This window comes from Halosaccharopolyspora lacisalsi (assembly GCF_014137975.1).
Classification (GTDB): domain Bacteria; phylum Actinomycetota; class Actinomycetes; order Mycobacteriales; family Pseudonocardiaceae; genus Halosaccharopolyspora; species Halosaccharopolyspora lacisalsi.
Genome location: NZ_JACGWZ010000006.1, coordinates 61677 through 86746, shown reverse-complemented (window position 1 = coordinate 86746; position 25070 = coordinate 61677). Strand labels below are relative to the sequence as shown.

Genomic DNA, 25070 nt, shown 5'->3' with positions numbered 1-25070 from the left:
GCTCGGAATCGTCGCGTAGTTTCGTTCCCATACCGCACGAGGAGGCGAGCATGACCGACATCGCGGAGTTCGACGACGCGTTCACCGTGCGGCAGGTCTTCGGGGAGCCGATCCGGCACGAGGGCCTGTCGCTGATCCCGGTCGCCAAGATCTCCGGCGGCGGGGGCGGCAGTACGGACGGCAGCGGTTTCGGCGGCACCGCCAAACCGATCGGAGCCCTGGTCATGGACGAGGGGCGGGTCTACTGGCGCCCCGTGGCCGACGCCGGCAAGATCCTGGCCGTGGTCGGCGCCGGGGCCGCGCTCTTCGCACTCGCGCGCGCCCTCAAGCGCCGCCGCGCCCGCAAAGCGACTTGCCGGTGCAACGAGCACGAGGACTCCTGACCCGTCTCCACTTCCTCGCCGCTCCGGGAAGTCACCGGCTCTCGCTCGCACGGCGCTCGCGGAACGCAGCCGCTTTCGCGCGGTTCTGGCACGCGGTGGAGCAGAAGCGGCGCGTGCCGTTACGCGAGGTGTCCACGTAGACGCGGTCGCACGAGGACGCCGAGCACAAGCCGATCCTGTCCGCGTGCACGCTTCCCAGGACGATCGCCAGCGAGGTCGCCATCGCCGCCGCCCACCCCCGCGCGTAGGGCGCATCGGCGGCGTGGAAGTGCAGGTGCCAGGGCTCGCCGTCGTGTCGGGCGAGCATCGGAACCGCGCCCGTGTCGGTGAGCAGCGCGTTGGTGCGCTCGCAGGCCGCGTCCGTATCACCGCGGTCGACGTGCTCGAAGGCCTCTCGCAGACTCGCGGCGTACGAGGCGAGCTGGTCGACCTCCCCGGGCGTCACCGCCCTGCTTCCCCAGGAACCGTGGGCGAGCGCCCGCTCGGTGGCCTCGGGCAGGTACTCAGTATGCCACTCACGTCCACCCGCCCAGCCCGGCGTGAGCGTGTTGACCAGGGCGACCGTGGCGTGCATCACTCCGCTGACGTGACTGTCGAAATCCACTTGACCAGTTACCCCTCGATCGCTAGGTTCATCACTGTCATAGGATTTTACGACAGTGACGCAGCGGGGAAGTGCGATGGCCACACCTGTCGACCAGCACCATGCCGAGCTCTGGATCCAGCGGTGGGACGCCCAGCAAGAGCGCTACGTGGCCGACCGGGAGGAGAGGTTCGCCGTCGTCGGTGACGTGGTGGGACACGCGAACCGCGAGCGGACCTCACCCACCCGTCATCGTCGACCTGGGCTGCGGTCCCGGTTCGCTGTCCGACCGGCTCGCTCGACGACTGCCGGACGCCGAGATCATCGGTGTGGACGCGGACCCGCTCCTGGTCGGACTCGGGCGCGCCCGCTGCGGCGACCGCATTCGGTTCGTGGAGGCGGACCTCGCGGACTCCACCTGGCCCCGGCGAGCCGGGCTCCCGGAGCAGGTGGACGCGGCCGTGTCCACCACGGCCCTGCACTGGCTCGAACCGGCGCAGCTGGAGGAGCTGTACGCACGGCTGGCCGAGCGCATCCGGCCGGGCGGGGTGTTCGTCAACGCCGACCACCTCCACATCGCCACCCCGGCCGTCGGGGAGCTCGCCCGGCGGGTGAGTGCTTCCCGCGCGGCACGTGTCGGCGTTACCGAGAACGAGGGTTGGCGAGAATGGTGGGAGGGCGTGCTGGCCGATCGCGTCCTCGCGCCGCTGGTGGACGAGCGCTCCCGGCGAACGATCGACCACGGGGGCGCGAACGGGCTCTCCGCCGACGACCACGGCGCACTCCTGCGCAAGGCGGGCTTCTCCGAAGTCGGAACCGTGTGGCAGTCCGGCGACGACCACGTCCTCGTCGGCGTGCGCTGAGCCCCGGGATCCGCTCGGAGCACCGGGGGCGATCACTCGGGAAGTTCCGCCCGTCCCGACGAGAAGCGCGGCTACTCGGGGAGCCGGCAGCCCTCCTCGATCCCCTGGGCCCACTTCTTGCAGGCCTCGGCGAACTCGCTCGGGTTCCACGGGACGTTCAGCGTGAAGCTGCGGAACTGGGGCAGCTTGATGTCCTCGATGGCCCCGTGCTCGACGTAGACGGTGCTTTCCGAGAGGTACCAGTGGAACACCCACGAGGCCCACTCGTAGGACATGTACTTCTGACCGCCCGTCGTCTGAAGCAGGTACGGTCCCTTTTCCTCGACCGGCATGAAGTACTCGGTGATGATCTGACCGTTGCTGAGCCTGCGGGACTTGGTGGTGATCTTCGAATCACTGGGCCAGTCCATCACCATTGCCGTCACTCCTCGACGCCGACCGTGCTGGTCCCTCCACAGTGGTCACTGTACTGCCCTCGCGACCACGAGCCGTGCAGGTCCCCTCCGTGCAGGCTCGTTTACTCTTCGACGACGATAGCGGGCAGCGCCGCTCCCACCAAGCCCTCGTCCGAACGACACGGAACCACCGCACCGCCGCGGTGCCACCACGCACCACGCACCCCGCGGCCCGCACCATGCACCCCGCGGCCTAGAACTGGTAGTACAGGAAGGGGCTGAAGGAGCCGGCGGCCACCAGCAGACCCGCGTAGACCAGGCCGACCGTCATGACGCCCACGCGCAGGGCGGTCGCCGTGCGCGTGCGCGCGGCCTCCAGGAACGGCCCCGTGCCGGAGTTGGCGGGCAACAGCATCGCGGCCAGCGCGACCAGCAGCAACAGCGTGCGTCGATTGGTCAGCGCGGCCGTCATGACCTCGTCCACTCCGGACAGGTCCGGCACCAGCATGTGCCCGAGCACGGTCATCGCGGTACCGAGATCGGGGGCCCGGAAGAAGACCCAGCCGATCACCACCAGCAGTATCGTCAGCGCACGGCGGCCGATCCGGCCGACCACGCTCACCGGTGTCCGGGCCAGGCCGCTCGCGCGCTCGATCACCAGCAGCAGGCCGTGGTACAGCCCCCAGACGAGGTAAGTCCACGCGGCACCGTGCCAAAAGCCGGTCAGCACGAAGACGAGGGTCAGGTTCCGGTAGGTGCGCACCACTCCTCGCCGATTGCCGCCCAGCGGGATGTAGACGTAGTCGCGAAACCACCGCGACAGCGACATGTGCCAGCGGCGCCAGAACTCGGTGACCGTCGTCGACGAGTAGGGCCGGGCGAAGTTCTCCGGCAGCCGGAACCCCAGCATCCGCCCGAGCCCGATGGCCATGTCGGAGTAGCCGGAGAAGTCGAAGTAGAGCTGGACCGTGTAGGTCAGCGCCCCCAGCCAGGCGATCGCGAAGGTCATCTCCCCCGCGGGGGTGGCGAAGGCGGCGTCGGACACCGGAGCGAGCGTGTCCGCGATGACGACTTTCTTCGTCAACCCCCACGCGAAGCGCGGGAAGCCGGAGGCGATGTCGTCCAGCCGGTGCGAGCGCCGCTGCGGCAGTTGGTCGGCGATCTCCCGGTAGCGCACGATCGGGCCGGCCACCAACTGCGGAAACATCGCGATGTAGGTGACGAACGAGACCGGGTTGCGCAGTGCGGGGCGTTCACCGCGGTAGATGTCGACGACGTAGGAGATGTGGTGGAAGGTGTAGAAGGAGATCCCGATCGGCAACGCGATGTGCAGCACGGGAGAGTCCCCGCCGAACCAGCTCGCCAGCACCGCGAGCTGCTCGGTGGCGAATCCTGCGTACTTCCACACCCCCAGGACCGCCACGTCGAACACCACGACGCAGCTCAGCAGCACCTCGCGTTTGTCGCGGCCGACCCGCCACTCGTCGGGTTCGAGGTGACGGCCGACGAGGAAGTTCACCGTGATGCAGGCCAACAGCAGCAGCGTGGTTCCGCCCGCGCCGCTGGCGTAGAACACCAGACTGGCCACTGCCACGACCGCGTTGCGCCCGGAACGGGGTGCCAGTAGCAGCACTACGAGCACGGCGGGCAGGAAGTACCACAGGAACAGTGGACTCGCGAACGACATGGATGCTCAGGCCTCGGTGTCCGGGAAGCCCGAGCCTCCCTCGTTGTCGGCTCGGTGATCCTATCCGAACCGTATTCACTTCAGGCCCGAAACAGGTGATTCGCGTACGGTGCGAAGCCCGGTGACCTAGGCTGGAGACATGAACAATCCGCCACCGCCTGCCTGGTACCCCGACCAGGCCGACCCCCGGTACGTTCGCTGGTGGGACGGGCAGCAGTGGACTCCACACGTACAGCCCGCGCCCCAGCAGGCCGCACCGCAGCAGCCCATGCCGCAACATCCCCACGCTCCCCGGGGAGACGCGCACGAGGCCGAGCTGGCGGTCGGAGGCACCGGCAGCCCCGACCAGATCCAGCAGCAGGTGCAGCGCGAGACCGGCGGCCCGGTGGCCGGCGGCGGGGGCACGCTGTTCACCGAACCGGTGCTGGTGATCAACCAGAAGGCCAAGCTCATCGAGATGGCCAACGAGTACGCCGTCTACGACCAGCACGGCCGTCAACTGGGTTCGGTCGTCCAGGTCGGGCAGAGCGGCCTGCAGAAGGCGCTGCGCGTGCTGAGCAAGCTGGACGCGCTCATGACCACCAAGCTGGAGATCCGCGACGCCTACGGCAGGCCGGTGCTGCGGATGACGCGTCCCGGCACGATGTGGAAGTCGAAGGTGCACATCGAGCGCGGTGACGGCATGCCGATCGGGGAGATCCGGCAGGAGAACGTCCTCGGCAAGGCGCGGTTCGCCTTCGAGGTCGGCGGCCAACCTGTCGGCGCGCTACTGGCCCAGAACCTGCGGGCCTGGGACTTCGTCGTCAACGACGCCCAGGAGCAGCAGATCGGCACGATCAGCAAGACCTTCGCCGGAGTGGCCAAGGCCATGTTCAGCACCGCCGACAACTACGTGCTTCAGCTGCACCGACCGCTGACGGACCCGCTGGCGAGCATGGTCGTGGCCTCGGCGCTGACCATCGACACCGTCATCAACCAGCAACAGGGATAGGGAGTCCGCGGGGCGCACGAACCGCCCGTTCGCCCCTGTGAAAAGCCCCCCCACCCCTCGGACCACCGATCCGGTCCCCCGCCGGTCGGATTGGTGCAACGGGCCTCCTCGATGCCACCGGGCTCCCGTGGTCGCGGGAACGTCCGGGGGCGAGCGCGGCAGCTCCCACGACCGGCGAGGCCCGCACGCGCGAGACGCCGGAAGGTCCGTGAGCGTGAGCCGCTCCCCGAACCATCGGGGAGCGGCGGGATCCTGATCCACCGAAGTTCCGCGCCGGCAACGGACCGTAGGCGGCCGTGATTCGGCCCCGGAGGCACCGGGGGTTCACCCCTCCGCGGTCTCGACTCCCCGGAAGCACCGACTCCACCGGCCGGGAAGCGCCCGACGCCGTGGCACGCGCTCATTGCCGAGGACGTCCGCGGCGTGTCGACGCCGGCGCGATGCCGCTTCCCCCTCCGAGTCACCCGGCCGCCCGCGCCGACTCGTCCACCCGACGACCCCGACGAATACCCCGTTCGTCCCACTCGTCCCGTTCGAGGACGCGTCGACCCGGCCGCGGGGCCCGAACGAGCCCCCAGGGGAATTCGGGACGGAAAAGTCTCGCAATAGCGATTATCCGATCGGCCGTTGATCCGCCACCCCGAATCCGAAGAAAAGATTGTGATCGATAGCACTGGCGTCGGGCATCTTGCCCCCCGGGGGGCGACGCGCCGCCCAGTAAGAACCATTTGTCATGTTTTCCCCCGCACGCACTCCACTCATCGGGACGAGTACCGCCGTTCGGCCTAGTCGACAACATCCAAAAGGCCCCGTAACCGGCCGACTCTCAGTACTTGACTGACTCCGATCCTGACATGCATAATCCTTTCTCGGGTCCAACGGGAAACCGCTAGCAAACTGGGACAACAAGAACGAGAGGAAACCGACGGCAACCTCCCGCGCCGATCATTTCGACACTTTCCAGCTTGTCGCCAAAGGAAGCCCTCCATGCCCGTATTCTCTTCCTCGGAGCAGGCGCAAGAAGTTTTCAGAACACTTTTTGAGATCTTGCTCGAAGACGACGTCTTCCTGTTCAGGATGACCGATTCGAACCTGTCCCTCCACCTCGTCCAGACCAAGCCCGACGTGGAGATGTTCGTTTCTCCCGACGGAGTGCACGATGGACCCCCACCATCTCGCGCCACCATTCGGATCAAGATGTCCTGCGACACCGCCCACTCCTTGTGGAAGGGAGAACTCCTGATGCCGATGGCCCTGGGAACCGGCAAGGTCCGCATCAAGGGAAGCGTTTCCAAGGTCATGGAATTCGTGCCGATCCTGCAACCCGCCTTTGACCGCTACCCCGAAATCATCGCCGCGCGAAAAATCGAAAGCTGAGCGCCGACCCCCGGGACGCGAATTTCCCAGCACGAGCGAAGCACCAGCCACACCGAAGGAGAAATCCGATAACGATGCCCGAAAGCAGTGAAACCGCGACCTACTCCCCCACGCAACTTCCCGAGCACCTGGAGGAGCTCCGCCGGGAGGTACGCGAATTCGTCGATGCGCACGTGCGTCCGAGCGTCGTCGACAACGATCGCGCCACCGCCTCCGAGTTCGACTGGAAACTGGTACGTGCCGGACACGACCGCGGATTGTTCCGCCTGGTCATACCGAAGGAGTACGGGGGAGCCGGATACGGTGTGCTGGGTGTGGCGGTGGCGCTGGAGGAGATCGCCGCGGCCTGCGCGGGTACCGCGTTGATCTTCGGTGCGACGATGCTGGGGCAGGCTCCTGTGCTCCTTTCCGGAGACCCCCAACTACAGTCGCGGTTTCTGCCGATGTTCTCCGGAGATGATCCGGTACTCGCCTGCAACGCGGTCACGGAGGAGCTCGCCGGTTGTGACCTGCTGATTCCCGAGAACGTGGTGCACGCCACCGACGTCGTCACCGCGCGGCGTGAGAGCGATCATTACGTGCTCAACGGGCGCAAGCGCTTCATCACCAACGCCGAGGTGGCCGACTTCGGTTGCGTCTACGCCAATATCGAGGGGGCACCCGGAGCCACGGGGCTCACGGCGTTCCTCGTCCCGCTGGGAACTCCCGGGGTCGAGCGCGGTCCGGTGGCCGACAAGATGGGGTATCGGGCCTGCCTGGGCAGCGAACTGGTGTTTCGCGACGTCCGGGTGCCCGCGGAGAACATGGTGGGCGGCGAGAACAACGGCATGATCATCAGCACCCAGCAGATGAACATGGCGCGCGCCACGGTGGCCGCCATTTCGACCGGGGTCGCCCGTGGAGCTTTCGAACTGGCCAAGGACTGGTGCGGGCAACGCACACAGGGCGGAGCTCCGCTCTACCGGCATCAATTCAGCGCGCGCAAGCTGGCGGAGATGACCAGCAAGATCGATGCTGCGCGGATGTTGTACCTCAACGCCGCGTCGGTGGCCGACAACGAAGTTCCCGCCCCGGCCTACGAACCGGCCAGCGCGAAGTTGTTCGCCGATCGTGTCGCCATCGACGTGGCCGAGGAGGCCATGTCCCTGATGGGAGCACGTGGGTACCTGCTCGATCAGGGCCTCGAAAAATTCGTGCGCGATTCACTCGGAGCGCGCATCTACGAGGGAACCCCCGAGGTCCTCGCGCTTGCGATCACGGAAGCGCTCTATGCCGACGAAGAGGACTTCTGACCATCACGCCAGGCAAGGAGCGACGACGACGGTGGACGCGACACATGAGCACACGGCCTCCCCACGATCAACGCGATCGACATCGTTCTGTCCGGAACCCCCCGGTCGTTCGAGTCCGACGATCGGGGACAACGGCAGGAACAGAAATTCCCGATACGTCCGCGACATCATCCGACTGCATCGATCACTTCGCTACGGCCGACTCATCGAGCGAGCGGCCACCACCCCTTCGGCGTACTTCGTGCCCGGCCGGGACGGACTGACCACCATCGGCCTGCGGACCTCCGACATATCGCATCGCCACCTGCTGGGAATCACAGGTTTTCGGTTGGCACAGTACCTGGAAATCGGCTGGGCGAGCCCGGAGGTCGTCACCACGCGAGCGCTGTTCACGGAACCGATGCGCAGCCTTCGCCGCCATGATCTGCACTTCGTGACGCTGGACGAAAAAACCGGCGAAATCCTCGGTTACATCACGCTGGCGCAAAACGCCGATCCGCAACCGGTTTCCGTCCGCGACCACGAATCGCGCCACAGGTTTCCGGTGGAGGGAGCGCACGAGGTAGACCTGTTCGGCGCGGTGGACGCTCCGGCGGAGCTCACCACGCACGAGGTGTACGAGATCAAGAGGTTCGTTCACGCGTGCTGGCTGGACGACGCGCAGCGGCGGCTGCAAATCAGCCTGGAGCTAATCCTGGCCGTGACGCGCACCCTGGAGTCCTGCACTCCGCGCATTCGGGCCCTGGTCGGCGATGCCGAGGCGAGCGTAGCACTTCGCCACCTGCTGATGATGGGGCTGAACGTGACCTCGGTAACGGGGACTGATCCCCGGCTGAACCGGGACAACATCCTGTACCCGACCTACGCGACCCGCGACGTCGTCGAACCCTTCTACGCCCGGGTCCCCGCCCCGAGCGGGTTGAGCCACCGCGCCGCTTGCCTCGAAGAGGTGCTTTCGAGCTCCTCTCCCCCGACTGCGCTGCGGGAGTTGCTTCGCGAGGTGCGCGGGACCGTGGAAAGAGTCGCGGTGCGGTAGGGAGCCGACCCCGGGTACAACGACACGCGTCGTCGGAACAGCACGCTCACCATCTCGTCGACGAGGACCGGATCAGCATGGGAACACTCACTGCCGAGGACTTCTACCAGGAGTTCACGAGGCGCAACCAAGGAATAGTAACCGAACGGACGCAGGAGGCACTCGGACGCTCCCGAGTCCTGATCGCGGGATGCGGGTCCACCGGCGGGGCCGCCGTCGAGCCACTCGTACGGATCGGTGTTCAGAAATTCAGCCTCGCGGACAACGGCGAGTTCGAGCTGAACAACCTCAATCGTCAACATGCCCGCTACTCCGATCTGCAACGAAACAAAGCCGACGTCGCCGCACAGCGTGCGCAGGAGATAAACCCACACGCCGACGTCCTGGTGGAGCCGTCCGGGATCAACGCGGAAAACGTCGCGCGCCTGACCGACGGCGCAGAACTCGTCATCGACGGAGTCGACGTGACGGACATGCGGGGGTGGCACGCGAAATTGATGCTCCATCAGACCGCGGCGGCCGCCGGGAAACCCGTCCTCTCCGGGTACGACATGGCCGGCGTCCAGTACGTTCGGTACTACGATTACCGATCGGGGGGAACCGCTCCCCTGCAGGGGAAGATCAGGGGAAGTGATCTGAAGAAATCTGACCCCTGGAGGTTGCTGATACGCGTCATCCCGATCCGCACGATCCCGCTGGAGATGATCGAGAGCGTGCGGCCGAACCTGGGAAACCCCGATTACCACGTCCCCCAGCTGGTGTACACGTCACAGTTGTTCGGCGCGCTGATCAGCCACATGTCCGCGGAGATCCTCAGCGGACGGAAGCCACGCCCCGAAGTGGTGATCGACCTGCACGACATCGTACGCCGCCGCCCCGCGCGCGCCCGGGTCGCCGGGCGACGCGCACTCGAGCTCGCCAGGGCTGGGGCCGACATCCTCAGGTTGTTCAGCGGAGCTTCCGCCGAGAAGACCCCGACCATCGCACGCTGAAACCGGGTCCCGGCCACATCGGCACGTGCACGTCGGCGGCTCCGCCGCGGCGCGCACTCTCCGGAATCGCGGTCGGGAACACGGACGAGACCACGGAGACGAACATGGAAGAAAAGGCTGTTCCCGCTCGGGCGACGACGAATTCCGGCGCCAGGGAGGAGGCGGAGGAGGACCACTCTGAAATCGAGCGGAAAAACATCGAGGTGGTCGCCGAAGCCGTGACCCACTGGAACGCGCACGACCTGGACGCGCTCCTGGAGCTCTACGCCCCGAACATCGTCTGGTACAACGCCGCCCTGGAGGAGACCTACCGGGGTCACAACGAGGTTCGCAGCTTCCTCGAAGAGCTGATCGGAGGGTTCCCCGATCTCACCTTCACCGTCGATAACCGCTTCGCCCGCGGTGACGAAGTCAGCGAGCGATGGTCCATCCGGGGAACGCATCGCGGGACATTCATCGGGATACCACCGACGAAAAAAAGTGTTCACATCACCGGTGTGAGCTCGATCGAAATGAGCGCGGGAAAGTTCGTGAGGGACAACTTCTTCTTCGACAGCATGTCGGCGATGAGGCAGCTGGGGATCATGCCCGCCCTTCGGACGATCCGGAGCCCCGCCGGCCGGATGGTGCTCAGTTCGATCGTGGGCGTGAAGCGACTGGTGGGAGTTTTCGGAAGGCGCGCGGAATAATCGCCCCGGGGGTTGTTGCTGCACGACCCCCGCACCGGTCGGTTGTTCTCCGCGCACAGTCGGATGCGGACGGTGTGCAGATCCGGAAAGGATGACACGCGACTCCGGCACGCACTCGTGATCGGAACACGACCCGTTTCACCGGGTGCCTACCCGCTGTTCGTCGACGCCCCGCTGATCGGGCTCGTCGGCGGTGCACCGCCCGTGCCGCCGACGTCGTCGGACAGGTGACGTCCGTCGGCTCCCCGAGCATCCACCCGTTCCTCCCGCTCCGGCGCTCGCCGTCGAGGAGGAAGCGTCCCTTCACGCCTGCGCGGGCGGCCCGGACGTCTGCGGGGTGCGGAGCAGTCCACCGAGCATGAACAACATGACGGTCTCCGCCTCCTCCGAGGCGGAGCTCGGATCCGCCCCCTCCGTCACCAACGTGGTCGCTTCGCAGAGGAGACCGAAAATCATCCTCGCCGTGGTCACCACTGGCACGGGCTGGAGTTGCCCCGTATCGCGAAGGTGTTCCAGCAGTCCCCGGACGAACGGCAGCGCGACCTTTTCGTCGATCTCCCTGATGCGCTCCTGCCCGAGGACCGCCGGTGCCTGCCGGAGGATCACGCGAGCGGACTCGTCGGCAGCGTAGCTGCGCAGGAAGGTGCGGGCAGCTTCAACAGCCTGCTGCCAATCGGTGTCGGCAGCTGCCGCGACCTCGGTCACGGTGCGCATCACGCTGCCCTGCACCTCGCTGAACAGCTCCGCGAACAACTGCTTCTTGTCCGAGAAGTGATGGTACACCGCTCCCTTGCTCACCTCGGACGCCCGAGCGATCTCGTCGACCGAGGTGGCATCGAAACCACGCTCCACGAACAGCTCGCGGGCACCTTCCAGCACAGCGGCCCTCGTCATGGCCGCGTATCGCTCTTTTCTCGACTTGACGCCATCCATGGAGGCCAGCATACTGACCGACGCAAAGTCGGTAACAGTCTACGAGACTGTTTTAGACGCGTAGTCGGTAACGGAACGAGGGGCCTGGCTGGTGCACAAGCAATCCACGATCTCGCATCAGGAGGGCGTGACCGCCGAGAGCGGGACGGCCGCCGCGGTGTCACGGCTGACCCGCAAACACCGACGTCCCGTACTGGCGGGTTGGGTGATCGCGCTGCTCCTCGCCTCGTTCGGAGCCCTCTCCATCGGCGATGTACTCAGCGGCGGCGGCTGGGCCGTCGCCGGGTCGCAGTCGCAGCGCGCTGCCGAAGAACTCGCCGAGGCGAAGATGCTGGGACGCGGGCAGGTCTCCGTGACGCTGGTGGTGCACGACCAGAAGCTGACCGCGGACGATCCCGGGTTCGAAACACGTGTGCGCGAAGTCGCCGACGCGGTCGAACAGGACCCGGCCCTGCGAGTGAGCGGGTCCTACGGGTGGGCGACGCTGAGTCCCGGATCCCGCGCCCCCTTTCTGGGCGAGGACGGCAGGACCGCTATCACCTCGTTCGGGCTGGCCATGGACGACGGCGCCGCGCGTCGAGAAATGCCCGCGGTGAACGACCGCCTCACCCAGCGCTTCGACCAGCGTGGCCTGGAGATCACGCTGGTCGGCGACGCCCCGTTCTGGGGCGAGGTAAACCAGCTCAGCAGGCAAGGTCTGATATGGGCCGAAATCATCACCCTGCCGCTGATCGCCGTGATCCTCCTCCTGCTCTACCGCAGCGTCGTGGCCGCCGCTACCTCGCTGGTCGTCGGAATCACGGCGATCGTCTTCACCCTGGGCGCGCTCTCCCCGCTGGCCCACCACACCGAGCTGTCGATCTTCCTCGAGAACGCCGCCACCATGCTCGGCTTCGGCATCTCCGTGGACTACTCACTTTTCGTCATATCCAGGTTCCAGGAGGAACTGCGCGGAGGAAGGAGCGTGCACGACGCGGTGACCCGTGCCCTGCGGTACGCCGGCCACACGGTCCTGTTCTCCGGGCTGACCGTGATAGCGACGATGTCGACGTTGTTCGTCGTCGATCTCAACATCATCTGGTCGATCGCTCTGGGTGCCATCACGGTCGTGGCGTTCTCCGTTCTGGCGAGCACCGTCGTCCTGCCCGCTCTTCTCCACGTGCTCGGGCATCGGATCAACAAGGGACGACTGCCGTTCCTCTCGGGAAGCGGGCTCGGCAGCGACAGCAGCACGCGAAAAACCGGGCGATGGCACCGGTTCGCACTGGCGGTCATGCGCCGCCCGGTCGTGATCGGCCTGACCGGAGCCGTCGTGCTCTGCTTCCTCGCGCTACCCGCGGGCGGATTGCGGATGTTCACCCCCGACGCGCGGATCGTTCCGCAGAGCTCTCCCGTCCGGACGGGCTACGATCACATTCAGCAACAGTTCGGCTCCGGCACCACGTCGCCGGTCCAGGTGGTGGTGCGCACGCCGGGGCTCTCCGAGCCCGGAGCCCGCTCCGACCTGATCGCTCTTCACGACTCGCTGACCGAGCTGCCCGGGGTTTCCCGCACCCAGTCACTGGTAACCACCCTGCGCCGGATCTCGCCCGAACGGCCGCTCAACGCCCTGCAGCCGTCGGTCCGCGAACGAATGCCCGACGACGCGCGGCAGTCCCTGAGGCACTTCTTGTCGGACGACGGGCGTACAACGGTCATCGAACTGATACCGAACGGGCCTGCCTCCGATGAAAGCACCATCGATCTGGTCCACGCGGCCCAGCGCACCGTCGCCTCGGCCCAGTACCCCGGTTTCCACGTGATGGTCGGCGGGGAGACCGCCGAAGGACTCGTCGCCAACGAAGTCATCCAGGACGGCCTTCCCTGGGTCATCGCGCTGATGCTCATCGTGGTGTTCACGCTGCTACTGATCACCTTCCGCTCCGTGCTGCTGCCGTTGAAGGCAGTCGCGATGAACCTGCTGTCCCTGGCGGCCACCTACGGAATTCTGGTCGCCGTGTTCCAGCACGGTGTCGGTACGCGACTTCTCGGACTGAACGAAACGGGGTACCTGCAGAACTTCGTACCGATTCTGCTGCTCGCCCTGTTGTTCAGCCTCAACACCGATTACGAGGTGTTCCTGCTCAACCGAATCCGGGAGAACCACGTGCAGACCCGGGACAACCGAGCCGCCGTGGCGACGGGACTGCAGTCCACCGCCCCGCTGATCTCGGGAGCCGCTGTTCTCATGGTGGCCGTGTTCGGCGCGTTCGCCTTCACGGGAATGGTCCCCATCGAACAACTCGGGTTCGGAATGGCGCTGGCCATCCTGATCGACGCGACGATCGTGCGGTTGATCCTCGTGCCGGCCACCATGCGCCTCATGGGGAGTTGGAATTGGTGGCTTCCGGGGAGGCGCTCCGGCGGCAGTACCGCAGTTGAGGAGAAAGAAATGATCCGAAGCCGAGTACCGTGACGACAGGCCCCCGTACCGCGAACGGGCCGAACGGTGCGGTGGAAAACGCGGATCGCTTTCCACCGCACCGGACTCGTCACCCGGCGGGAAACCACTCGAGAAAGCACTCCGACCAGCAGGGATGCCGTCATCATGAACAACGAGGACGCGATGGTCTTCGAATCCGAGATCACGAAACCGGATCCGTTCGCGGATCTCCCGGGGAGAGGAACGACCGAGGAGAACACGTCGAACCACGGCGAAGGCGGCCTCGGCGACGATTACGGCGGGACGGACTGGCGGCGCTTCGCCATGATCCTCTTCCCCTCGCTCGCCGCCGCCGCGATCCTGGCTTCCCTGGTCCTCACCGGCCTCGTGGGGTGACCGCTCCTCGGCCGGGGAGAACCCGGCCTCGGTGCTGCGGTACCGACGACCCGATCGTGGGACGCTCAGCAGCCGGGACGGTCCCGCTCGCGGACGGCCGACGGCAGTGCGCCGCGATCCGCCGCATCGTGGTGGTCGTCCTCGGATCTCCGCGATCGTGGCGGTACCGGCCGCCGGGTCCGGTCGGTTCGGACCACGGAAGCGGAGCTTCCGGCGACTTCGAAGAAGGTGCCGAAACGGGCGCGCGGGCCCGGCCGTGGCCGCGCATCTCCGCCGGACTGCTCAGCCCCCGGTCAAAAGGGGAAGGTGGCCCCGTCCCGGCCACGGTACGGTCCCGCCATGTCCCGACCAGCCGAGAGGGCCCCCTCTGCGCCCCGTCACCGCGGACGAACTCGACCATGCCGTGCGGCTCGCCGTGGCGGTCCTTCACGAGGCACCCCCGGCGGTGTGACACGGCAGGGCCGGTTCGCTGGAATGGGACTGCGGGGACCACCGAGCACCTCAGCGACGACCTCTTCGCCTACGCCGTGCAGCTGGGGCCCAAGCACCGCCCTGGGACGGCAAGGTGCCCTTCGTGTGGGAGAGCCGACGGCCCGGCTCCCGGCGAACGCCGTTCACGCGAACGAGGCGGGGCCCGTCAGCCTGTTGCGAGTGCTGGAGGCCAGTGGCACGCCGCTGGTCGCGATGGTGCGCACGACGTCACCGCAAGTTCGCGCCCACCACGTCTTCGGGGTTTCGGAACCCGAGGGCTTCGCCGCGATGGGGGTCGTGGAGACCCTGGTGCACACGCACGGGCCGGCCCGAGGACTCGGGCCGGTCCGGAACCCGCCCGCCGGTCCGTGCGCGCGAGTGCTCGCCCGCCTGTTCCCGGACGCACCGGAATCCACGGATCCCCGGCCCACCCTGCTGTGGGCCACCGAACGCGCCGAACTGCCCGGACTCACGCTGCCCGGGCACATGATCCGCTGCAACCACCACGCCTCCAACGGTCGGATCGGACGTCACCGCACGTCCGTCCGCCACAGCCACCGACCCGATGGACCCGCGTGGTATGCGGCACTAGCGCACGCGACGCCGGCGGGCCACCTCGGAGAGGACGACACCGGCGGCGACCGAGGCGTTGAGCGACTCCACGCCCGACTGCATCGGAATGGAGACGGCCTGGTCGCAGGTCTTGCGCACCAGCTGGGACAGTCCACGTCCCTCCGAGCCCACGACGACGACCAGCGGATCCGTGGCGAGTTCGAGCTCGTCGGAGGAGACGTCGGAGTCCGCGTCCAGTCCGACGACCATGAGCCCCTCGGACTTGAAGTCCCGCAGTGAGCGGGTCAGGTTCGAAGCCTTGGCCACCGGAATCCGCGCCGCCGCTCCGGCGCTCGTCCGCCACGCGACGGCCGTCATCCCGGCACTGCGCCGCTGCGGCAGCAGCACCCCGTGAGCACCGAAGGCGGCCGCCGAACGCACCACCGCACCGAGGTTGCGCGGGTCGGTCACCCCGTCCAGCGCGACCAGCAACGGCGGCATGCCGGAGTTCCGCGCCTTGGTCAGCAGGTCCTCGGGCTCCGCGTACTTGTAGGACGGCACCTGGAGCGCGACCCCCTGGTGCAGGGCGCCTCCCGTCATCCGGTCGAGCTCGCCGCGCGGCACCTCCACGACCGAGATCCCCTGGTCGGCGGCGTTCCGGACGGCCTCGGTGACGCGGTCGTCGGTGTCGATGCCCTGCGCCACGTACATCCCGTTGGCCGGCACCTCGGCACGGACGCACTCGGCGACGGGGTTGCGCCCGGCCACCAGCTCGGGAGCGTTCTCGGCGCTCCTACGCTGCTTCTGCCGCTGCTTGTCGGCCTGCGCCTTCGCGTCCGCACGGCGCTTCGCCTGGTGCCCGACGCGGTTCTCCGCCTTCGGAGTCGGCCCCTTGCCCTGCAGTGCCTTGCGCCCCTGGCCGCCGGAACCGACGACCATGCCCTTCTTCGTGCCCGACTTGCGGACAGCTCCTCGGCGCCTGTCGTTTCCCGCCACGTGTTACCCGTCCTTCAACGTCCACATCGGACCGTCAGGAGTGTCCTCGACGGTGATGCCGGAGGCCAGCAGCCGGTCCCGCACCAGGTCCGCGGTCGCGAAATCGCGCTCGGACCGCGCCTGCCGACGCTGCTCCAGCAGAGTCTCCACCAAGTTCGTCAACGCCCGCTGCGCGGCGTCGGACGTCGCGGTGTCCTCGGCCCACTGCTCCGAGAGGGGGTCCAGGCCGAACACACCGGTCATCGCTCGCACCGAGGCCGCGGCCCCCCGCGCGGTGGCATCGTCACCGCCGTCCAGGGCGGCGTTGCCCTCCCGCATCACGGTGTGCACGGAGGCCATGGCCTGCGGGGTCGACAGGTCGTCGTCCATCGCTGCGGCGAACTCCCCGCACACCGTGCCCGGCTCGACGCTTCCCGTGCGCTGAACCACCCGGCGCACGAACGACTCGATGCGCCCGTAGGCCGCCACCGCCTCGGCCATGCCCTCGTCCGAGAACTCGACGGTGGAGCGGTAGTGCGGGGTGACCAAATAATAGCGCAGTTCAGCGGGGCGGAACCGGCGCAGGATCGCCGGGATCGACAGGGTGTTGCCCAACGACTTGGACATCTTCTCACCGCTGGCCGTGACCCAGGCGTTGTGCATCCAGTACCGGGCGAAACCGTCCCCGGCCGCGTTGGACTGGGCGAGCTCGTTCTCGTGGTGCGGAAAGACCAGATCCAGGCCACCGCCGTGGATGTCGAACTCGCCGCCGAGGTAGGTGGTCGCCATCGCCGAGCACTCCAGGTGCCAGCCCGGACGACCGCGTCCCCAGGGAGTGGGCCAGCTCGGCTCGCCCGGCTTGGCCGCCTTCCACAGCGTGAAGTCACGGGGGTCGCGCTTGTCGGAGGCGGCGTCCTCACCCTGCTGCACCTCGTCGAGGCGCTGGCCGGACAGCCGCCCGTACTCGGCCACGGTGGTCACCGAGAAGTAGACGTCCCCACCGGAGACGTAGGCATGGCCCCGGTCGAGCAGTCGCTGGATCAGCTCGACCATCTGGGGGATGTGACCGGTGGCGCGCGGGGTCGCCGAGGGCGGCAGGCAGCCGAGCCGGTCGTAGGCGCTCTCGAACTCGCGCTCGTGCGTGGCCGCCCACTCCCACCAGGGACGCCCCGCATCCGCGGCCTTGGTCAGCAGCTTGTCCTCGATGTCGGTGACGTTGCGGACCAACCGCACGTCGTAACCGGTGTGGATCAGCCAGCGCCGCAGCACGTCGAAGTTGAGCCCGCTGCGCACGTGTCCGACGTGCGGCACGCTCTGCACCGTGGCACCACAGACGTAGATCGACGCCACCCCGGCGCGGCACGGGTGGAACTCGCGCGTCGTACGGGTCGCGGTGTCATACAGGTACAGGCTCACACCGCGATGATACGGGTGCGGTGAGCCGCCGAATCACCCCAGGGCCTGCGGAATCGACCTCACGCGGGCGCTTCCGGCAACCCGTTGTCGGCGAGGGCGGACAGCAGCGCGTCCGGTCGCTCCGAGGTCGGCAGCGGGTCGACGATCGCGATCCGGCATCCGACGTCGGCCGCGCCCCCGTCGGCCTCCACGCTGTCCCCGACCATCAGGGCCTGCTCGGGATCCACCTCGATGCGCTCGCAGGCCCGCAGGAACAACTTGGGGTCGGGCTTGATCACACCTTCGACGTAGGACATGAGGACCTCGTCGACCAGCTCGGACACGCCGACGCGCTCGAGGGCCGGACGAATGTCGAAGGCGATGTTGCTGATGACGCCGATGCGGATTCCCGCGTCGTGCAGGCGACGCAACGTCTCGACCGTGTCGGGGTAGGGCGTCCAGCAGTCGGGGTCGATCAGCCGTGCGTACAGCCCCTCGGCCTGGCTGTCGGTGACCCCGGAGCGGCGCAGCACCTCGAGGTAGACCTTGCGGTGCAGCAGCGGGTCGAGGTCACGCTTGTCCCAGGCTTCCTGGTACTCGGGGGAGAGCTCGGCGATCTGCCCGGTCGGAGCGGTCATCCGGCGCATCAGCTCTGTCTGCGCCACGGGGTCCCAGGAGGCCCCGAAGTCGTCGGTGAGGTCGTTGAACCAGGACTCGTCCTGCTCCAAGCGAAAGAGGGTGCCGGAGAAGTCGAAGAGTACGGCGCGCACGGTCACTCGACCACCGTACGTGGACGCGCGGCATCCGACCGCATTCCTGCGGTGAATTTCACTCACGAAGCGCACCGGCGAGGAGCACGCGTTCGAGTGGTGCCTCGAAGGCGCCGATCTCAAGCCACCAGGGCGGTGGCGATGGCGGCCATGCCCTCGCCTCGCCCGGTGAGACCGAGCCCGTCGCTGGTGGTGCCGGAAACCGAGACCGGAGCGCCCAGGGCCTCGGAGAGCACTCGCTGCGCCTCGTCACGACGCTTGCCGATCCGGGGCGCGGTGGCGACCACCTGCACCGCGGCGTTGCCGATGCGATACCCGGCCTCATCGACCCTGGAACGCACCTCCGCGAGGAAGTCCACGCCGTGCGCACCCGCCCAACGCTGGTCGTCGGTGCCGAACATGCCGCCGAGATCCCCCAGCCCGGCGGCCGAGAGCACGGCGTCGCACAGCGCGTGGGAGGCCACGTCCCCGTCCGAGTGACCGGCACACCCGTCGACGTCGGGCCAGTACAGCCCGGCCACCCAGCACTCCCGGCCGGATCGCACCGGGTGCACGTCCACTCCCTGCCCCACTCGGGGAAGTTCCGAACCACTCACGGGAGGTCGTCCTCCGGGACCGGCTCCGCCGCCAGCACCGTCTCGGCGATGGCCAGATCGAAGGCTGTCGTGATCTTGAGAGCGTGGGCGTGCCCGGGCACCGTGGTCACCGTCTCGCCCGCCTGCTCCACGAGTCCGGCGTCGTCGGTGGCCGCGTCCCCGGCGTTGTCGTAGGCCGCGCGCAACGTGTCGACGGCGAACCCCTGGGGAGTCTGCACGGTTCGCAGGTGCGAGCGGTCCACGGTGGCGGTCACCCGCTGCGAGCTGTCCACCTGCTTGACCGTGTCGGCCACCGGCAGCACCGGAACCACCGCGCGCGCTCCGCCCTCGACAGCACGTATCACGTCCTGGATCACGGGTACCGGCGTGAACGCGCGAGCCGCGTCATGCACCAACACCGCTCCGGCGTCGGGTACCACTCGCTCGGCCTCGGCCAGCGCCAACCGAACCGACTCCGTGCGATCGGAACCGCCGGGAACCACCCGCGCCACCGGTCCGAGCGGATTCAGCTCCGCACGGACCTCCTCGGGAGCTTCCGGAGGCGCGGCGACGACGACATGATGTATCATCCCCGAATTCAACAATCCGCGGACCGCACGGACGAGCAAGGACTCGCCCAGCACCGGCACCAGTGCCTTGGGCACACCGGCACCCAGTCGCCGTCCACTTCCCGCCGCGGGGACGAGCGCCACCACCCGCATCGAACCGGGCGCGCTCACACGGCCGTCGCGAGGACCTCGTCGAGCAGGGACTCGGCCTTGCCCTCGTCGGTGCCCTCCGCCAGCGCCAGTTCGCTGACCAGTATCTGCCGCGCCTTGGCCAACATGCGCTTCTCACCCGCGGACAACCCACGGTCCTGCTCGCGTCGCCAGAGGTCGCGCACCACTTCGGCCACCTTGTTCACATCGCCGGAGGCGAGCTTCTCCAGGTTGGCCTTGTACCGCCGGGACCAGTTGGTCGGCTCCTCGGTATGAGCCGCACGCAACACGTCGAAAACCCGGTCCAGACCCTCCTGGCCGACGACGTCCCGGACACCGACGTGCTCGGCGTTGTCGGCGGGAACGCGCACGGTCAGGTCGCCCTGCGCGACCCTGAGGACGAGGTACTGCTTTTCCTCACCCTTGATCACGCGAGTCTCGATTGCTTCGATGAGCGCGGCACCGTGATGCGGGTAGACGACGGTCTCTCCGACCTTGAAAACCATGTGTCCTCTGCCCCTTTCGCTGGTCTTCAGTCTAGCATGGGCGACAACGCCGCCTCGACCGGCTCACCCGCTTCATTGCAGGTCAGAGGGCAGACAGGGGTTGACAAACACCCCACGACTGTGCAAGCGAGAAAGTGCGCCGTTCACGAGCTTATCCACTGTGGACACCCTGGTCGTCGCGCTCCTCCACCCGGGGCGCGCGCACGACCAGCGGGGACGACCATTAGGCTCAGGGACGGTTGTCCGGCAATCAGGAGGGACGCTGCAACCGTGAGCCGCCCACAGTACAACAAGGCAGTCCGCCTGCGGTTGGCACCGGTCGTGATCGGACTCGGCGCCGTCATGGCGCTGACCGGCTGCTCAGCCGGTCAGGACGCAGACACCAGCGAAGTGAACGCCGCCGTCTTCGGCGACAACGCCCAGGCCGGGAGCATGGCCGTCCGGGACGCCGTGCTCGCCTTCCCCGGAGGCGAGGCGCACTACCCGAAGGGCTCCTCGGCACCGATGGACGTGGTCCTGATCAACAAGGCCAACGCGGTCGATCGGCTGATCGGCGCCAGCAGTCCCTACGCCAAGTCCGTGCGCATCACCGGCGACACCACGATCCCCGGTGGCACTCGGCTGCACTCGAACGGTGAGTCTCCCAAGCGCCAGCAGTCGACTTCGGCGACCCGACAGCCGACCAGTGCTGCCGAGCAGCCGCAGCAGACCGGCCCGGTACAGCACCCGCAGGTCAACATCGCCCTGGTGGGGCTGACCCAGACCATCCGCCCCGGCACGGTCGTCCCGGTGACGCTGAGGTTCCGACAAGCGGGTGAGATCACGGTGCACGTGCCGATCGGCCCGAGCCCGGAGTCCCGCCCGGAGCACGGCAGCCCGCACTGAGGGGTTCCCGCCCCGCGCGCCGGCAGGGGCGATACGGGGATTGGATAGCCTCGTGGCGTGCCTTCGAAAAACGCCCGTGCGACGCGGGTCGGCTACCGCTGCACCGAGTGCGGCCACGAGCTCGCCAAGTGGGTCGGCAAGTGCCCGAAGTGCCAGGAGTGGAACTCCGTCGCGGAGGCCGCTCCGGCGCGCCCGGCGCTGTCACAGGTCACCGCGGGCGCTCCTGCCACTCCGGCCCGCCCGATCGCCGAGGTGGACCTGGACTCCGCCCGCGCCGTGGCGACCGGCATCGACGAGCTCGACCGGGTACTCGGCGGCGGCATCGTTCCCGGTGCGGTGGCCCTGCTGGCCGGGGAACCCGGCGTCGGCAAGTCCACGCTGCTGCTGGAGGTCGCCCACCGCTGGGCCGCCGGCGGATCCGGGGGCCCGTCGCTGTACGTCACCGGTGAGGAGTCGGCCGGGCAGGTCCGGCTGCGTGCCGAACGCACCGGCGCGGTGCACTCCGAGCTCTATCTCGGCGCCGAGAGCGAGTTGGCCTCGGTGCTCGGTCACATCGACGCCGTCCGCCCCGGACTGCTGATCATCGACTCGGTCCAGACCGTGCAGGCCGGTGAGTCGGAGGGCACGCCCGGGGGAGTCACGCAGGTCCGCGCGGTCACCACCGCGCTGGTGGCCCTGGCCAAGGAGCGGGGACTGCCCGTGATCCTCGTCGGCCACGTGACCAAGGACGGCGCGGTGGCCGGTCCCCGCGCGCTCGAGCACATCGTGGACGTCGTCCTGCAGTTCGAGGGCGATCGACACTCCTCGCTGCGGATGCTGCGCGGGGTCAAGAACCGCTTCGGCCCCGCCGACGAGGTCGGCTGCTTCGAGCAGGGCGAACAGGGCATCGTCGAGGTCGCCGACCCGTCGGGGTTGTTCATCAACCGCCCGGAGACCCAGGTTCCCGGTACCGCCGTGACGGTCATGGTCGAGGGCAAGCGCCCCCTGCTGGCCGAGGTCCAGGCGCTGGTGACACCGACGAACATGACGATGCCGCGACGCGCGGTCAGCGGTCTGGACTCGGCGCGGGTGTCGATGATGCTGGCGGTGCTGGACAAGCGTGGTGGCATCAAGACCGGTGACCAGGAGGTCTTCGCCGCGACCGTCGGCGGGATGAAGGTCACCGAGCCCGCCGCCGACCTGGCGGTGGCACTGGCGGTGGCCTCCTCCACCACCGACGTTCCGCTGCGCTCGAACGTGATCGCCGTGGGCGAGGTGGGGCTGGCCGGCGAGATCCGGCGGGTCACCGGCGTCGGGCGCCGCCTCGCCGAGGCCGCCCGGCTGGGCTACGACCACGCCCTGGTGCCACCGGACTGCGGACCACTGCCCGAGGGCGTGCAGGCCACCGTGGTCGAGGACCTCACGTCGGCGCTGAAACTGGTCAAGCCCTCCAAGCGCCGCCGCGGTGACCGGGAGTCGACATCATGACCGAACGCGGCCACCCCGAGAAGCTGCGGACCACGCTGGCGTGGCTGGCTCCGGGCACCGCCCTGCGGGACGGCCTGGAACGCATCCTGCGCGGACGTACCGGCGGGCTGATCGTGCTGGGCTACGACGAGACGGTCGAGTCGCTGTGCGACGGCGGGTTCCACCTCGACGTCGAGTTCAGCGCCACCAGGCTGCGCGAGCTGTCCAAGATGGATGGATCCGTGGTGCTCTCCGGCGACGCCACCCGCATCCTGCGGGCCAACGTCCAGCTCGTCCCGGACTCGGCCATCCCCACCGACGAATCGGGCACCCGACACCGCTCCGCCGAACGCACCGCCATCCACACCGGGTATCCGGTGGTGTCGGTGAGCCAGTCGATGAGCATCGCCAGCGTCTACATCGGAGGGCACCGGCACGTGCTGACCGGGTCACCGGACATCCTCTCCCGCGCCAACCAGGCGCTGGCCACGCTGAGCCGGTACACCTCCCGGCTGGCCGAGGTCAGCCAGACGTTGTCCGCGCTGGAGATCGAGGACTCCGTGACGTTGCGGGACGTGATGCTGGTGGTGCAGCGGCTGGAGATGGTGCGGCGGATCGCCGACGAGATCGAGGGCGACGTGGTCGAGCTCGGCGAGGACGGGCGGCTGATCGAACTCCAGCTCGACGAACTGGTCGGCGGTGTCGGCGTGGACCGCGAGGTCCTCACGCAGGAGTACCTGCCCACCGGCGGCGAGGTGCCCACGCGGGAGCAGGTCACCGCTGCGCTGGAGAGGCTGGACAACACCGAGTTGTTGGACCTCACGGCCATCGCGACGGCTTACGGCTACTCCGACGAGACCCTCGAACAGCATCTCGAACCGCGTGGCTACCGGCTGCTCGCCCGCATCCCGCGGCTTCCCGACACCGTGCGCCGCCAGCTCGTCGAGCACTTCGGGTCGGTGCAGAACCTGCTCGCGACCTCGGCCGAGGACCTGCGGACGGTGGCAGAGGTCGACGAGTCCCAGGCCAGGCTCATCCGAGAGGGGCTCTCCCGACTGGTCGAGTCCTCCCTCTCCGACCACTACGTCTGATCGGGTTGCTCGGAACAAGTTGCTCAGGACCCGCGGCAGTCGGCGTGGCCGGTGGTGGTGCGATTTTCCCTAAAGTTGTGGCACAACTTTAGGGAAAATCGTCACGGCCCCACGGCACGGCCACCTCCTCCCGGCGCACCGGCCTCCGGCGACACCTGGCAGGATCGACGGCGAGATGGCTGACAACAGGACGACCGAGGCCCCCCGCAGCGCCGAGACGGGCCCGGACACCACCGAACTGATCGACTGGTTCGAGCACAACGCCCGGGCCCTGCCCTGGCGCGCTCCCGGTACGACCGGCTGGGGGGTGCTGGTCAGCGAGACCATGCTGCAACAGACGCCGGTGAGCCGCGTGCTGCCGATCTGGCAGGAGTGGATGGAGCGCTGGCCCCGACCGTCCGACCTCGCCGCCGCCAGCCAGGCCGAGGTGCTGCGGGCGTGGGGCAAGCTGGGGTATCCACGCCGCGCGCTGCGCCTGCACGAGGCGGCGGGCGCCATCGCCTCCGAGCACGACGACGTCGTCCCCGCTGACGTCGACACCCTCCTGGCGCTGCCCGGTATCGGCACGTACACGGCCAGGGCGGTGGCGACCTTCGCCTACGGCAGGCGCGCCCCGGTCGTGGACACGAACGTGCGTCGCGTGGTCGCGCGCGCCGTGCACGGTGCCGGCGACGCGGGGAACCCGTCCCCGAAGCGCGACCTCGCCGACGTCGAGGCGCTGCTCCCCGACGACGAAGCGACGGCGGCCAAGCTGTCGGCCGCCCTCATGGAGCTCGGTCAGACCGTGTGCACGGCACGCTCGCCGGGCTGCGAGGTTTGCCCGATCGTGGGCGACTGCGCCTGGCAACGGGCGGGACGCCCGGCTTACGCGGGGCCGCCGAAGAAGGTGCAGCGCTTCGCCGGTACCGATCGCCAGGTGCGGGGACGGCTGCTGGACGTGCTGCGCGCCGCCGAGGGGCCGGTGAACAGGCAGCAGCTGGACGCGGCGTGGAACGAGGCGGGCCAGCGCGACCGCTGCTTGGACTCGTTGCTGGTCGACGGCCTGATGGAGCAGACCGACGACGGCAGGTTCGCGCTCCCCGGAGAGCACTAGTGGCCCACACGCTGGAGCTGTTCTTCGACGAGGCCGCCGACGCCGCCGTGCGGGAGCTGTGGCGTCGCCTGGACGAGGTCGGCGTACCCAGCGTCGCCGCGCGTGGTCACCAGCGATACCGGCCGCACGTCACGATGGCCGTGGCGGGCACCATCCCACCCGCCACGCGCGAGGCGCTGCGCAGTGACCTCGCGGCGTTGTCGATCCCCGACCTGTGGCTGTACACGCTGGGCACGTTCCCCGGTGAGGACTCCGTCCTGCTGCTGGGCGCGATCGTCGACACCGAACTGCTGGCCGTGCACACCGCCGCCCACGACACCCTGGCCGGCAGGGTCCGCGACCCGTCCGCCTACTACTTCCCCGGCGCGTGGGTACCGCACTGCACGCTCGCGCACGGTCTGGCTCCGAGCCAGCTCTCGGCCGGCTTCGCGGCTCTGCAACCCACCGAGCCGATCAGGGCCTCGGTCACCGGCGTCGGTGTCACCGACACCCGCACAGGTGAGGTCGACGTGCTCCTGCGCCCGTAGCTTTCGAGTTGCCCACCCGTGGTGCA

Annotated in this window: 25 protein-coding genes; 15 read left to right on the top strand and 10 right to left on the bottom strand. The window is 68.3% G+C overall.

Going from position 1 to position 25070, the window contains the following annotated elements:
• Positions 1-50: 50 nt before the first annotated feature.
• Complete coding sequence (locus tag FHX42_RS19285; protein ID WP_182545842.1) at positions 51-383, top strand: sporulation protein; 333 nt, start codon at positions 51-53, stop codon at positions 381-383.
• 31 nt (positions 384-414) lie between these two features.
• Here FHX42_RS19285 and FHX42_RS19280 read toward each other — a convergent pair whose 3' ends face one another.
• Complete coding sequence (locus FHX42_RS19280) at positions 415-987, bottom strand: CGNR zinc finger domain-containing protein (protein ID WP_328796419.1); 573 nt, start codon at positions 985-987, stop codon at positions 415-417.
• 182 nt (positions 988-1169) lie between these two features.
• On the opposite strand from FHX42_RS19280, the gene FHX42_RS19275 reads away from it, so the two are divergent.
• On the top strand, positions 1170-1829 hold the full coding sequence (locus FHX42_RS19275) for a class I SAM-dependent methyltransferase (protein ID WP_328796418.1): 660 nt from the start codon (positions 1170-1172) through the stop codon (positions 1827-1829).
• A gap of 71 nt (positions 1830-1900) precedes the next feature.
• Here the strand turns inward: FHX42_RS19275 and FHX42_RS19270 are convergent, their stop codons facing one another.
• Positions 1901-2239 (bottom strand): hypothetical protein, encoded by a 339-nt coding sequence (locus FHX42_RS19270; protein ID WP_182545841.1) that lies wholly within the window; start codon positions 2237-2239, stop codon positions 1901-1903.
• 238 nt (positions 2240-2477) lie between these two features.
• On the bottom strand, positions 2478-3911 hold the full coding sequence (locus tag FHX42_RS19265) for an MBOAT family O-acyltransferase (protein ID WP_182545840.1): 1434 nt from the start codon (positions 3909-3911) through the stop codon (positions 2478-2480).
• A gap of 139 nt (positions 3912-4050) precedes the next feature.
• Here FHX42_RS19265 and FHX42_RS19260 point away from each other — a divergent pair, with 139 nt between their 5' ends.
• From FHX42_RS19260 to FHX42_RS19235, 6 genes are all read left to right on the top strand, one after another.
• Positions 4051-4902, top strand: coding sequence for a phospholipid scramblase-related protein (locus FHX42_RS19260; RefSeq protein WP_182545839.1), 852 nt, complete (start codon positions 4051-4053; stop codon positions 4900-4902).
• A 987-nt stretch (positions 4903-5889) separates the two neighbouring features.
• Positions 5890-6279, top strand: a complete 390-nt coding sequence (locus FHX42_RS19255) for an SCP2 sterol-binding domain-containing protein (protein ID WP_182545838.1) — start codon at positions 5890-5892, stop codon at positions 6277-6279.
• Positions 6280-6353: 74 nt separating this feature from the next.
• Positions 6354-7571: an acyl-CoA dehydrogenase family protein gene (locus FHX42_RS19250; protein ID WP_182545837.1), complete on the top strand. Its 1218-nt coding sequence runs from the start codon at positions 6354-6356 to the stop codon at positions 7569-7571.
• Positions 7572-7899: 328 nt separating this feature from the next.
• Positions 7900-8607: a hypothetical protein gene (locus FHX42_RS19245; RefSeq protein WP_182545836.1), complete on the top strand. Its 708-nt coding sequence runs from the start codon at positions 7900-7902 to the stop codon at positions 8605-8607.
• Between the two features lie 77 nt (positions 8608-8684).
• Positions 8685-9599 carry a HesA/MoeB/ThiF family protein gene (locus FHX42_RS19240; protein WP_182545835.1) on the top strand — a complete coding sequence of 305 codons (915 nt, stop codon included), beginning with the start codon at positions 8685-8687 and terminating at the stop codon, positions 9597-9599.
• A gap of 104 nt (positions 9600-9703) precedes the next feature.
• Positions 9704-10288 carry an ester cyclase gene (locus tag FHX42_RS19235; protein ID WP_182545834.1) on the top strand — a complete coding sequence of 195 codons (585 nt, stop codon included), beginning with the start codon at positions 9704-9706 and terminating at the stop codon, positions 10286-10288.
• A 303-nt stretch (positions 10289-10591) separates the two neighbouring features.
• Here FHX42_RS19235 and FHX42_RS19230 read toward each other — a convergent pair whose 3' ends face one another.
• Entirely contained in the window at positions 10592-11182 is a 591-nt protein-coding gene (locus FHX42_RS19230) for a TetR/AcrR family transcriptional regulator (RefSeq protein ID WP_182545833.1), read from the bottom strand.
• 130 nt (positions 11183-11312) lie between these two features.
• Between FHX42_RS19230 and FHX42_RS19225 the strand changes: the two genes are divergently transcribed.
• The gene (locus tag FHX42_RS19225) at positions 11313-13676 is read left to right on the top strand and encodes an MMPL family transporter (protein ID WP_182545832.1); all 2364 of its coding nucleotides are present in this window, start codon (positions 11313-11315) and stop codon (positions 13674-13676) included.
• A 132-nt stretch (positions 13677-13808) separates the two neighbouring features.
• Positions 13809-14039, top strand: a complete 231-nt coding sequence (locus tag FHX42_RS19220; RefSeq protein ID WP_182545831.1) for a hypothetical protein — start codon at positions 13809-13811, stop codon at positions 14037-14039.
• Positions 14040-15098: 1059 nt separating this feature from the next.
• Here FHX42_RS19220 and rlmB read toward each other — a convergent pair.
• The 6 genes from rlmB to FHX42_RS19190 form a co-directional block, all read right to left on the bottom strand.
• Entirely contained in the window at positions 15099-16058 is a 960-nt protein-coding gene (gene rlmB / locus FHX42_RS19215) for a 23S rRNA (guanosine(2251)-2'-O)-methyltransferase RlmB (protein ID WP_182545830.1), read from the bottom strand.
• 3 nt (positions 16059-16061) lie between these two features.
• A complete protein-coding gene (gene cysS / locus FHX42_RS19210; protein ID WP_182545829.1) occupies positions 16062-17453 on the bottom strand; it encodes a cysteine--tRNA ligase in 1392 nt (463 codons plus the stop codon).
• A 59-nt stretch (positions 17454-17512) separates the two neighbouring features.
• Complete coding sequence (locus tag FHX42_RS19205) at positions 17513-18208, bottom strand: HAD family hydrolase (protein ID WP_182545828.1); 696 nt, start codon at positions 18206-18208, stop codon at positions 17513-17515.
• Between the two features lie 113 nt (positions 18209-18321).
• The gene (gene ispF / locus FHX42_RS19200) at positions 18322-18798 is read right to left on the bottom strand and encodes a 2-C-methyl-D-erythritol 2,4-cyclodiphosphate synthase (protein ID WP_182545827.1); all 477 of its coding nucleotides are present in this window, start codon (positions 18796-18798) and stop codon (positions 18322-18324) included.
• The gene (gene ispD / locus FHX42_RS19195) at positions 18795-19499 is read right to left on the bottom strand and encodes a 2-C-methyl-D-erythritol 4-phosphate cytidylyltransferase (RefSeq protein WP_182546113.1); all 705 of its coding nucleotides are present in this window, start codon (positions 19497-19499) and stop codon (positions 18795-18797) included. The genes ispF and ispD overlap by 4 nt, the downstream gene beginning before the upstream one ends.
• A 14-nt stretch (positions 19500-19513) precedes the next feature.
• A complete protein-coding gene (locus FHX42_RS19190) occupies positions 19514-20002 on the bottom strand; it encodes a CarD family transcriptional regulator (RefSeq protein WP_182545826.1) in 489 nt (162 codons plus the stop codon).
• A gap of 270 nt (positions 20003-20272) precedes the next feature.
• On the opposite strand from FHX42_RS19190, the gene FHX42_RS19185 reads away from it, so the two are divergent.
• From FHX42_RS19185 to FHX42_RS19165, 5 genes are all read left to right on the top strand, one after another.
• Complete coding sequence (locus tag FHX42_RS19185; RefSeq protein ID WP_182545825.1) at positions 20273-20887, top strand: copper chaperone PCu(A)C; 615 nt, start codon at positions 20273-20275, stop codon at positions 20885-20887.
• A gap of 57 nt (positions 20888-20944) precedes the next feature.
• The gene (gene radA, locus FHX42_RS19180) at positions 20945-22354 is read left to right on the top strand and encodes a DNA repair protein RadA (RefSeq protein ID WP_182545824.1); all 1410 of its coding nucleotides are present in this window, start codon (positions 20945-20947) and stop codon (positions 22352-22354) included.
• Positions 22351-23424: a DNA integrity scanning diadenylate cyclase DisA gene (gene disA, locus FHX42_RS19175; RefSeq protein ID WP_182545823.1), complete on the top strand. Its 1074-nt coding sequence runs from the start codon at positions 22351-22353 to the stop codon at positions 23422-23424. Before radA ends, disA begins: the two co-directional genes overlap by 4 nt.
• Positions 23425-23599: 175 nt before the next feature.
• Entirely contained in the window at positions 23600-24517 is a 918-nt protein-coding gene (locus FHX42_RS19170; RefSeq protein WP_182545822.1) for an HhH-GPD family protein, read from the top strand.
• A complete protein-coding gene (locus FHX42_RS19165; protein ID WP_182545821.1) occupies positions 24517-25044 on the top strand; it encodes a 2'-5' RNA ligase family protein in 528 nt (175 codons plus the stop codon). Before FHX42_RS19170 ends, FHX42_RS19165 begins: the two co-directional genes overlap by 1 nt.
• Positions 25045-25070 lie beyond the last annotated feature (26 nt).

Coding starts and splice junctions, on each gene's coding strand:
- FHX42_RS19240 (WP_182545835.1), top strand. CDS start 8,685: ATGGGAACACTCACTGCCGAGGACTTCTACCAGGAGTTCACGAGGCGC.
- FHX42_RS19235 (WP_182545834.1), top strand. CDS start 9,704: ATGGAAGAAAAGGCTGTTCCCGCTCGGGCGACGACGAATTCCGGCGCC.
- FHX42_RS19220 (WP_182545831.1), top strand. CDS start 13,809: ATGAACAACGAGGACGCGATGGTCTTCGAATCCGAGATCACGAAACCG.
- FHX42_RS19250 (WP_182545837.1), top strand. CDS start 6,354: ATGCCCGAAAGCAGTGAAACCGCGACCTACTCCCCCACGCAACTTCCC.
- ispD (WP_182546113.1), bottom strand. CDS start 19,499: ATGCGGGTGGTGGCGCTCGTCCCCGCGGCGGGAAGTGGACGGCGACTG.
- FHX42_RS19170 (WP_182545822.1), top strand. CDS start 23,600: ATGGCTGACAACAGGACGACCGAGGCCCCCCGCAGCGCCGAGACGGGC.
- FHX42_RS19255 (WP_182545838.1), top strand. CDS start 5,890: ATGCCCGTATTCTCTTCCTCGGAGCAGGCGCAAGAAGTTTTCAGAACA.
- FHX42_RS19265 (WP_182545840.1), bottom strand. CDS start 3,911: ATGTCGTTCGCGAGTCCACTGTTCCTGTGGTACTTCCTGCCCGCCGTG.
- FHX42_RS19270 (WP_182545841.1), bottom strand. CDS start 2,239: ATGGACTGGCCCAGTGATTCGAAGATCACCACCAAGTCCCGCAGGCTC.
- disA (WP_182545823.1), top strand. CDS start 22,351: ATGACCGAACGCGGCCACCCCGAGAAGCTGCGGACCACGCTGGCGTGG.
- FHX42_RS19230 (WP_182545833.1), bottom strand. CDS start 11,182: ATGACGAGGGCCGCTGTGCTGGAAGGTGCCCGCGAGCTGTTCGTGGAG.
- FHX42_RS19190 (WP_182545826.1), bottom strand. CDS start 20,002: ATGGTTTTCAAGGTCGGAGAGACCGTCGTCTACCCGCATCACGGTGCC.
- FHX42_RS19260 (WP_182545839.1), top strand. CDS start 4,051: ATGAACAATCCGCCACCGCCTGCCTGGTACCCCGACCAGGCCGACCCC.
- FHX42_RS19285 (WP_182545842.1), top strand. CDS start 51: ATGACCGACATCGCGGAGTTCGACGACGCGTTCACCGTGCGGCAGGTC.